Origin of the sequence: Pollutimonas bauzanensis (genome assembly GCF_040393045.1) — a bacterium.
GTDB lineage: Bacteria > Pseudomonadota > Gammaproteobacteria > Burkholderiales > Burkholderiaceae_B > Pollutimonas > Pollutimonas bauzanensis_A.
Genome location: NZ_JBEBUX010000162.1, coordinates 1 through 8,774 on the forward strand (window position 1 = coordinate 1; position 8,774 = coordinate 8,774).

The following is an 8,774-nucleotide window of genomic DNA, read 5'->3' on the forward strand; positions in this document are numbered from 1 at the left end:
CTTGATTAATGGTGCTTTTTTTGAGCCACGCCCTTACAGACGCAATCCCAACCTACGAAAAGAAGCTTTTCACCCTATCGGTCCAGGATTGGCTCTTGGGCGAATGCTTTTCGCCCCCCTGAGACAACGAGGTTTCGAATTGGCGCAGGATTTTCTTTTGCTCGTCGGTAAGCCGTACAGGCGTCTCGACCGAGACATGGCAATACAAATCGCCCGGATAGCTGGCCCGCAAGCCGCGTATCCCCTTGCCACGCAATCGAAAGGTCTTACCCGTTTGCGTACCTTCGGGTATGGTGATTTCACCCCTGCCCGACAAGGTAGGAACTTCAAGCTCGCCGCCCAATGCCGCGGTCGTGAACGGAATGGTCAGTTCGCAATGCAAGTCTTCGCCATCGCGCTCGAAGATGCCATGGGGCTTGAGGTGGATTTCCACATACAAGTCGCCGGCAGGGCCGCCGTTTACCCCTGGCTCGCCGTTGCCCGATGACCTGATGCGCATCCCGTCGTCAATCCCGGCCGGGATTTTCACTTGCAGCGTCTTGTTCTTGCGTGTGCGTCCAACCCCATCGCATGCATTGCACGGATCGGTAATTTCTTTGCCCGTCCCGTGACAGGTAGGACAAGTCTGCTGCACACTGAAGAACCCTTGCTGCATGCGCACCGCGCCATTGCCATCGCAAGTGTGGCAGGTTTTTGCATGGGTGCCGGGCTTGGCCCCTGACCCATGGCATACCTCGCAGCTTTCCCAACTGGGAACACGGATCTCGGTGTCAAAACCATTTGCAGCCTGCTCGAGGCTGATATCCAGCGTGTACTTGAGATCGGCGCCGCGATAAACCTGCGCACCACCGCCCCGGCGGCCTGCGCCGCCAAAGATATCGCCAAAGATATCGCCGAAGGCATCCGCGAACCCAGCGCCACCCATGCCTGCGCCCCCGCCTGCGTTGGGGTCTACCCCCGCGTGGCCGAATCTGTCGTAGGCACCGCGCTTTTGCTCGTCGGACAGCATCTCGTAGGCCTCTTTGGCTTCCTTGAATTTTTCCTCGGATTCTTTGCTATCCGGATTTCGATCCGGGTGATACTTCATAGCCAGCTTGCGATAAGCCTTTTTCAGTTCGTCATCGGAGGCGTTCTTTGCCACCCCCAGAACTTCGTAATAGTCGCGTTTTGCCATTTGGATTACTTGCGTCTTGGACGTCTATTCTTCGTACATGAATAAGAATGAGAATGCCCGATTTCCGGCAATACACCAGAAACCGGGCTAAAAGCGACTAATAGCTCGCTTTATTGGTCGCGTTTGACCTCTTTAAAGTCGGCATCAACCACATTGTCGTCTACTGGCTGGGCGGCTTCTTGACCACCTTGTGAAGCAGCGGCTTGAGCCTGCATGTCGGCATACATTTTTTCGCCCAGTTTCTGCGATGCAGCAGACAACGCTTCAGCCTTGGCATCAATCGTCGGTTTGTCGCCGTCTTTCAAAGTTTCATCGAGATCCTTGATAGCGGCTTCGATCGCTTCTTTTTCGGACGCTTCCAGCTTGTCGCCATATTCTTCCAGCGACTTGCGGGTGGAATGCAGCAGCGCGTCGGCCTGGTTACGGGCCAATGCCAGCTCGGCAACCCGGTGATCGTCCTCGGCATTAGCTTCGGCGTCTTTCACCATGCGCTCGACCTCTTGATCGGTCAGACCGGAGTTGGCCTTGATCGTGATCTTGTTTTCCTTGCCGGTGCCCTTGTCCTTGGCCGACACATGCAAGATGCCGTTGGCGTCGATATCGAATGTGACTTCGATTTGCGGCGTGCCACGGGTTGATGGTGGGATGCCTTCAAGGTTGAATTCGCCCAGACCCTTGTTGCCGGCCGCGATTTCGCGCTCGCCCTGGAAAACCTTGATCGTCACAGCAGGCTGATTGTCGTCGGCCGTGGAGAACACTTGCGAGAACCGGGTAGGAATCGTCGTGTTCTTCTGGATCATCTTGGTCATCACGCCGCCCAGGGTTTCAATACCCAGCGACAAGGGGGTCACGTCAAGCAAGAGCACGTCAGTACGATCGCCGGACAACACCGAACCTTGGATAGCAGCGCCTGCGGCAACCGCTTCGTCAGGGTTGACGTCTTTGCGAGGTTCTTTACCGAAAAATTCCTTGACCTTTTCCTGGACCTTGGGCATGCGTGTCATGCCGCCAACCAAGATAATGTCGTCGATATCGGATACCTTAACGCCTGCATCTTTGATGGCTGTGCGGCAAGGCTCGATAGTGCGCTCGATGAGTTCTTCAACCAGGGCTTCCAGCTTGGCGCGCGTGATCTTCAGGCTAAGGTGCTTGGGACCGGACGCGTCTGCCGTGATGTAAGGCAGGTTGATTTCAGTTTGCTGAGCCGAAGACAATTCAATCTTGGCTTTTTCAGCAGCTTCTTTCAGGCGCTGCAAAGCCAGCATATCTTTTGAAAGATCGACAGTGCTTTCTTTCTTGAACTCGGTGATGATGTATTCGATGATGCGCTGGTCGAAGTCTTCGCCGCCCAGGAAGGTATCGCCGTTCGTGGACAACACTTCGAACTGTTTTTCGCCATCGACATCGGCGATATCGATAATCGAAATATCGAAGGTGCCGCCGCCCAAGTCATATACGGCAACTTTACGATCGCCCTTTTCGGTCTTGTCCATGCCGAAGGCAAGTGCCGCGGCAGTAGGCTCGTTAATGATGCGCTTGACTTCCAGACCGGCAATACGGCCGGCGTCTTTGGTTGCCTGGCGCTGGCTGTCGTTGAAATAAGCGGGAACCGTAATGACGGCCTCGGTGACTTCTTCACCCAGGTAGTCTTCGGCTGTCTTTTTCATTTTGCGCAGCACGTCGGCCGATACTTGGGGAGGCGCAAGCTTTTTACCTTGTGCTTCGACCCATGCATCGCCATTATCCGCCTTCATAATGCTGTAAGGCATGAGGTGAATGTCTTTTTGAACGGCTTTTTCGTCGAACTTGCGGCCGATGAGGCGCTTGACAGCGTAAAGCGTATTTTTGGGATTGGTTACGGCCTGGCGCTTGGCGGGTGCGCCGACCAGGATTTCGCCGTCTTGCAAATAGGCGACGATGGAAGGCGTAGTACGTGTGCCTTCTGCGTTTTCGATGATTTTGACGCTGCTGCCGTCCATGACAGCCACACAGCTGTTAGTCGTGCCGAGGTCAATACCTATGATCTTGCCCATGTCTATAACCCTGCTAAAAAATTTTAATTTGGAAAACTGCTTGAATGGTTCATAAATGGGGATAGGGCCGATAATTTCAAGCCTTATCCCATTTTTTTTACGCCTGCCTAAGCTGATGGGCCTGACGAAACCATAACCAGCGCGGGACGCAGCACGCGCTCGGCGATGGTGTAGCCCTTTTGCAGCAACTGCGCCACGGTGCCTTCCGGCAAGTCCGAGGGGACAGTGGAAATTGCCTGATGCTGATGCGGATCAAAGGCATCGCCTTCAGTCGGAGCCACTTCTTTAAGCAAATTACGCTCAAAGGCGCCATTCAATTGGCGCAATGTCACTTCGACACCATCTTTCCAGGCTTCGGCGGTTTGATCCGGCTGAGCCAACGCGGCCTCCAGGCTGTCGCGCACGGGAATCAGACTTTCGGCAAAGGATTCAGTGCCAAACTTGCGTGCTTTGGCCACATCGTCCGCAGCGCGGCGGCGAATATTTTCGACCTCGGCCTTGGCGCGCAACAATTCATCGTGATACTGCGCCACTTTTTCCTGAGCTTCGGACAACAGCGTTGCCCAATCTTCCTGAGCCTGGACTTCAGCCTCGGCGCCTTGGGCTGCGCCCAGACCATCGTTGACTTCTAGGTGCTCGGACGTATCCGACGATGGATTGCCTTTGGAATCAATGGGTTCGTTGGGTGCCGACATAAAAAATCTCCACATGCTTAATATTCAATTCAACAAAAATGGGGGCATGCGCCCCCGTTTCAAGACCTGACGAACGAATCGAACCGGAACAAGTCTTAGCTTTCCCAGCCAGCCAGGTGTTTTTTCACCAGGCCAGCCAGCCCTGCTATCCAGGCGGCATCATCATTCAGGCACGATATATAGCGAAACTGCCGCCCCCCTTCGGCCAGAAAGGCGTCGCGGCATTGCATCTCGATTTCTTCGCGTGTTTCAAGGCAATCCGCAAGGAAACCGGGGCACATGACATCGACCTGCTCAACGCCTTCCCGTGCCCACGCACGCAAAGTGGGCTCGGTATAGGGTTCCAGCCATTTCTCGGCGCCAAAGCGACTTTGAAAAGAGACATGTACCAAACCGGCGTCAGCGCCCAGCCTTTGCTTGAGCAGCGCCGTGGTTTCCATGCAATCGCGGTGATAGGGGTCGCCCTGCTCTATCGTGCGGCGAGGCAAGCCATGAAAGCTGAGCAATAAGCGTTGCGGCTTGCCATGCAGGCCCCAGTACTGAAGCGCTTGTTGTGCCAGCGCATCGATATAAGCCACATTGTCATGATAGCGCTTTATAAATCGCAATTCTGGCTGATTACGCAGTTTTGCCGCATAGGCATTCACACAGTCAACCGCGGTGGCCGTGGTGCTGGCCGCGTATTGGGGATACATGGGCACAACGAGTATCCGCTCACAGCCGGCCGCGCGTAGCTTTTCCATGGCACTGGCAATAGACGGATTGCCGTAGCGCATACCCAGCTCGACATGGGCCCGTACCCCATCAGCCGTCAGATGCTGCTGCACCCCCTGCGCCTGAGCCCGACTCCATACCAAAAGCGGCGAGCCCTGCTCAAGCCAGATTTCTTTATATTTCGGCGCCAAGGCCTGTGGCCGCCGCGTAAGAATAAAACCGCGCAAGATGACTTGCCAAACCCACTGAGGAATCTCGATCACCCTGGGATCCGACAGAAACTCGGCCAGATAACGGCGTATTGCTCCCGCAGTAGGCTCATCAGGCGTGCCCAGATTGATCAGCAGTACGCCGAGGGGACTACTACCGCGCAATGGCGGATTACTGCTCAAAGCATGCGGATCAATTGGCTCAGGCAAAAAACGCGAGGCAAACAGCTTGGTCATTGATTATGAAACTCGTTTTTAAATTCAGTGCTGCTTATGGCTAAGCGCGTTGGAGAGCAGACGGGCGGTGATATCGACAATGGGTATGACCCGTTCGTATGCCATCCGCGAAGGGCCGATAACCCCCAGCGTTCCCACAACGGTCCCGTCTACGCCGTAGGGAGCCGTGATCACCGAGACATCGTCAACAGGCATCAGTTGCGAATCGCCGCCAATATAGATCTGCACACCTTGCGCGCGGCTGGATACATCCAATAACTGTAACAAATCCGTTTTCTTTTCAAATAACGAAAACATACGGCGCAAGCGATCCATGTCGGAAGTCATTTCGGAAATATCGAGCAGCTTGCTCTCGCCTGAAATAACCAGCGAATCGTCGGAATCAGCGGATGCCGTTCCCGCTTCGACGGCGGCTTGCATCAGACGGGAGATATCGGCCTGCAGCGACGACAGCTCGTCGGCAATGGCAACACGAACTTGCTGGAAAGACATGCCAGCGAAATGCTGATTGAAAAAATTGCTGGCTTCCAACAGCTCCTGTTCAAGATAGTCGCGCGACACGAAAAGAATCCGATTCTGCACATCGCCATCCGGCGTAACGATAATTAACAACACACGCTTGTCGGACAAGCGTATAAATTCGATCTGGCGAAAGATTTGCGCCCGCTTGGGTGCCAGCACCACGCCGGCAAACTGCGACAAATTCGACAACAGCGCTGCTGCGGCGGTCACTGCCCTGCCTGGCTCGGCCGCCGGAAGCATCTGGCGGATGTGGCTGGGCGGCAGGACTTCGAAGCGCTGCACGGCCAGGAGCCGGTCGACAAACAGGCGATACCCTTTGGGCGTCGGTATGCGGCCAGCCGAAGTATGCGGGCTGTGAATAAGCCCCAAGTCCTCGAGCTCGGCCATGACATTGCGGATCGTTGCGGGCGATAAATCAAACATTTGCGACAGCGTGCGGGAGCCCACTGGCTGTCCATCAGCAATGTAGCGTTCTATGAGCGCCTTTAAAAGCGCGTTGGCTCGATCATCCATGACCATATTCAGGCAATTTTTCAACCACTGGTTTTTCTACCTACAGCCATATAGGCCGTAGGGACCATATAATCAATTAGTCCCTATTATTCCATCAAACAACAAGGTATTTACCTTATGCACTTTAAAACCGTTGCGCTTATCGGCAGGTATCAAGACAGTGGCCTGGATGCCCCTTTGCGCAAATTGGCCGCAACTCTGCAAGCGGCCGGCTGCAAAGTGTTGATAGAAGCCGATACCGCCAAAAACACCGGCATCACCGAACACGACGCTGCCAGCTACAAAGAGATAGGCGAACAAGCCGACCTGGCCGTTGTCATGGGCGGCGACGGCACCATGCTGGGCGCCGCGCGCCAGTTAGCCTGCAGCCACGTACCGCTTATTGGCATCAACCATGGCAGGCTGGGTTTTATCACTGACATCCCCCTGCATACCGCCAATGATGCGTTGGCCAGCGTCATCAACGGCAACTTTGAAACCGAAGAGCGCGTATTGCTTGAAGGCAATGTCGTGCGCGATGGCGAAACCCTGTTCTCTGGCGTCGCACTAAACGACGTTGTTCTTAACCGCGCCGGCCGAGGCGGCATGATAGACGTTCGCGTCGAACTGGACGGCGTGTTCATGTACAGCCAGCGCGCCGACGGCCTAATTGTAGCTACCCCCACAGGGTCCACAGCATACTCGCTATCTGCCAATGGCCCTATCGTACACCCCAACCTGAGCGCCATCCTGCTGGTGCCGGTAGCTCCGCAAACGCTGTCCAACCGCCCCATTGTCCTGCCCGACAGCGGTACGCTAAGCCTTACCATCACGGCCTTGGGTCGGGTCGAGTCGGGCGCCAGCGTGCACTTCGACATGCAAACTTGGTCAGACTGCCAGGCCGGCGACTGTATCAACGTGCGCCGGGCGAAAAACACGATCCGTTTCATTCATCCTACCGGCTACAGCATTTTTTCGACATTGCGCCGAAAACTGTACTGGAATCATATGCCACAAACCTCGGACGAGGACGAATAAAACATGCTGCGTACCTTGCATATACGCGATTTTGTCATTGTCGACCAGGCGGAAATACTGTTTGAAACCGGATTCACGGTCTTCTCCGGGGAAACGGGCGCCGGCAAGTCCATACTCATTGACGCGTTGTCCCTGGCCCTGGGGGCCAGGGGCGATACCACCGTGCTGCGCGAAGGCGCCAGGCGCACCGATATCTCAGCCGTGTTCGATCCCCCTGAGTCTCTGCACCCCTGGCTCCAGGAGCGCGAATTCGATATCGACGACGCCCTGGTATTGCGACGGGTCATCGACAACCAGGGTCGCAGCCGCGCTTTTATCAACGGTGTACCGGCTACGCTGGCGCAACTGCGCGACCTTGGCGAACAACTGGTCGATATTCACGGCCAGCATGCCCACCAAAGCCTGCTGAAAACCGCCAGCCAGCGCGACTTGCTTGACGCTCAAGGCGGGTACCTGCCGCTAGCCAGGCAGGTGCAGCAGGCTTGGCAGCAATGGCAGCACGCAGAAAAAACCTTGGCCGCGGCACAGCAAAATGCCGCAGTACTGCAAGAAGAACGCGAGCGGCTTGAATGGCAGCTGTCCGAGCTAGACCGCCTGGCCCTTAAAGAAGGCGAATGGGACGCCATCACCAACGATCACAATCGCCTGGCGCACGCACAGGCCTTGCTTGATGGCGCTACCCAGGCCATGGCAGCCTTAAGCGAAGACGAAGGCTCCGCGCAACACGCCTTAGGCACAGCATCCCATCAAATTCGTCAATTGCTGCGGCACGACACACAACTGCAGGGCGTTTACGAAACCATTGAATCTGCTCGCATCGCCAGTTCCGAAGCGGTATCGGACCTGAACAGCTACCTGGACAAACTCGAACTCGACCCTGCCGGCCTCGAACGTGCCGAACAGCGTCTGTCCGCTGTTTTCGACATGGCCCGGAAATTCAAGGTCGAACCGCCCGAGCTACCCGCGCTGCATCAATCCTGGAGCAAGCAACTTGCCGACAGCCAGAACGCAGGCAATATCGAAGCCTTGGCAAAGGTGGCCCAAGAGACTGCAGGCCAGTATCAAGCCGTCGCCGCGCAGCTAAGCCAGGCACGCCAGACAACCAGCCGGAAACTGACAGAACAAGTCACCGACGCCATGCAAACCCTGGCCATGAAAGGCGGGGTATTCGACGTCCGGCTGACTCCTGGCGAACCCTCCGCGCATGGCAACGAAAGTGTTGAGTTCCTGGTGGCAGGCCACGCTGGCACACGGCCCAAGCCGCTTGCCAAAGTCGCATCCGGCGGCGAGTTAGCCCGCATATCGCTAGCCTTGTCAGTCATCGCCAGCCAGGCGGCGCGTGTACCCACGCTAATTTTCGATGAAGTCGACACTGGGGTGGGCGGGGCCGTGGCGGAAGTTGTCGGACGGCTACTGCGCAAGCTGGGCGAACGGCACCAAGTTCTGTGCGTTACCCATTTACCGCAAGTTGCAGCGCGAGGGTCGCAGCACTACGAAGTCAAGAAATCAACTTCGGGCTCGAGCACCTTGTCGGTTATCGAAGCTCTCGACGAACATGGGCGCGTAAACGAAGTGGCACGCATGCTGGGAGGTTTGAAAATTACAGATACAACACGCCAGCATGCCCGCGAAATGCTGTTGGCGGGATAAAGCCGAGTCC

General features: G+C 56.0%; 7 protein-coding genes. 2 read left to right on the top strand and 5 right to left on the bottom strand.

Features of this window, described 5'->3' with window-relative positions; all coding sequences use genetic code 11:
- Positions 1-52: 52 nt before the first annotated feature.
- The 5 genes from dnaJ to hrcA form a co-directional block, all read right to left on the bottom strand.
- Positions 53-1,174 carry a molecular chaperone DnaJ gene (dnaJ, locus tag ABWO67_RS17875; protein ID WP_353154228.1) on the bottom strand — a complete coding sequence of 374 codons (1,122 nt, stop codon included), beginning with the start codon at positions 1,172-1,174 and terminating at the stop codon, positions 53-55.
- A gap of 110 nt (positions 1,175-1,284) precedes the next feature.
- Complete coding sequence (dnaK, locus tag ABWO67_RS17880; RefSeq protein WP_353154230.1) at positions 1,285-3,207, bottom strand: molecular chaperone DnaK; 1,923 nt, start codon at positions 3,205-3,207, stop codon at positions 1,285-1,287.
- A 107-nt stretch (positions 3,208-3,314) separates the two neighbouring features.
- A complete protein-coding gene (gene grpE / locus ABWO67_RS17885; RefSeq protein ID WP_353154233.1) occupies positions 3,315-3,902 on the bottom strand; it encodes a nucleotide exchange factor GrpE in 588 nt (195 codons plus the stop codon).
- A 95-nt stretch (positions 3,903-3,997) separates the two neighbouring features.
- Positions 3,998-5,062 carry a ferrochelatase gene (gene hemH / locus ABWO67_RS17890; RefSeq protein ID WP_353154235.1) on the bottom strand — a complete coding sequence of 355 codons (1,065 nt, stop codon included), beginning with the start codon at positions 5,060-5,062 and terminating at the stop codon, positions 3,998-4,000.
- 24 nt (positions 5,063-5,086) lie between these two features.
- Entirely contained in the window at positions 5,087-6,097 is a 1,011-nt protein-coding gene (hrcA, locus tag ABWO67_RS17895; RefSeq protein ID WP_353154238.1) for a heat-inducible transcriptional repressor HrcA, read from the bottom strand.
- A gap of 117 nt (positions 6,098-6,214) precedes the next feature.
- On the opposite strand from hrcA, the gene ABWO67_RS17900 reads away from it, so the two are divergent.
- The gene (locus ABWO67_RS17900; protein ID WP_353154241.1) at positions 6,215-7,114 is read left to right on the top strand and encodes an NAD kinase; all 900 of its coding nucleotides are present in this window, start codon (positions 6,215-6,217) and stop codon (positions 7,112-7,114) included.
- Between the two features lie 3 nt (positions 7,115-7,117).
- Entirely contained in the window at positions 7,118-8,764 is a 1,647-nt protein-coding gene (gene recN, locus ABWO67_RS17905) for a DNA repair protein RecN (RefSeq protein ID WP_353154244.1), read from the top strand.
- Positions 8,765-8,774: the final 10 nt, after the last annotated feature.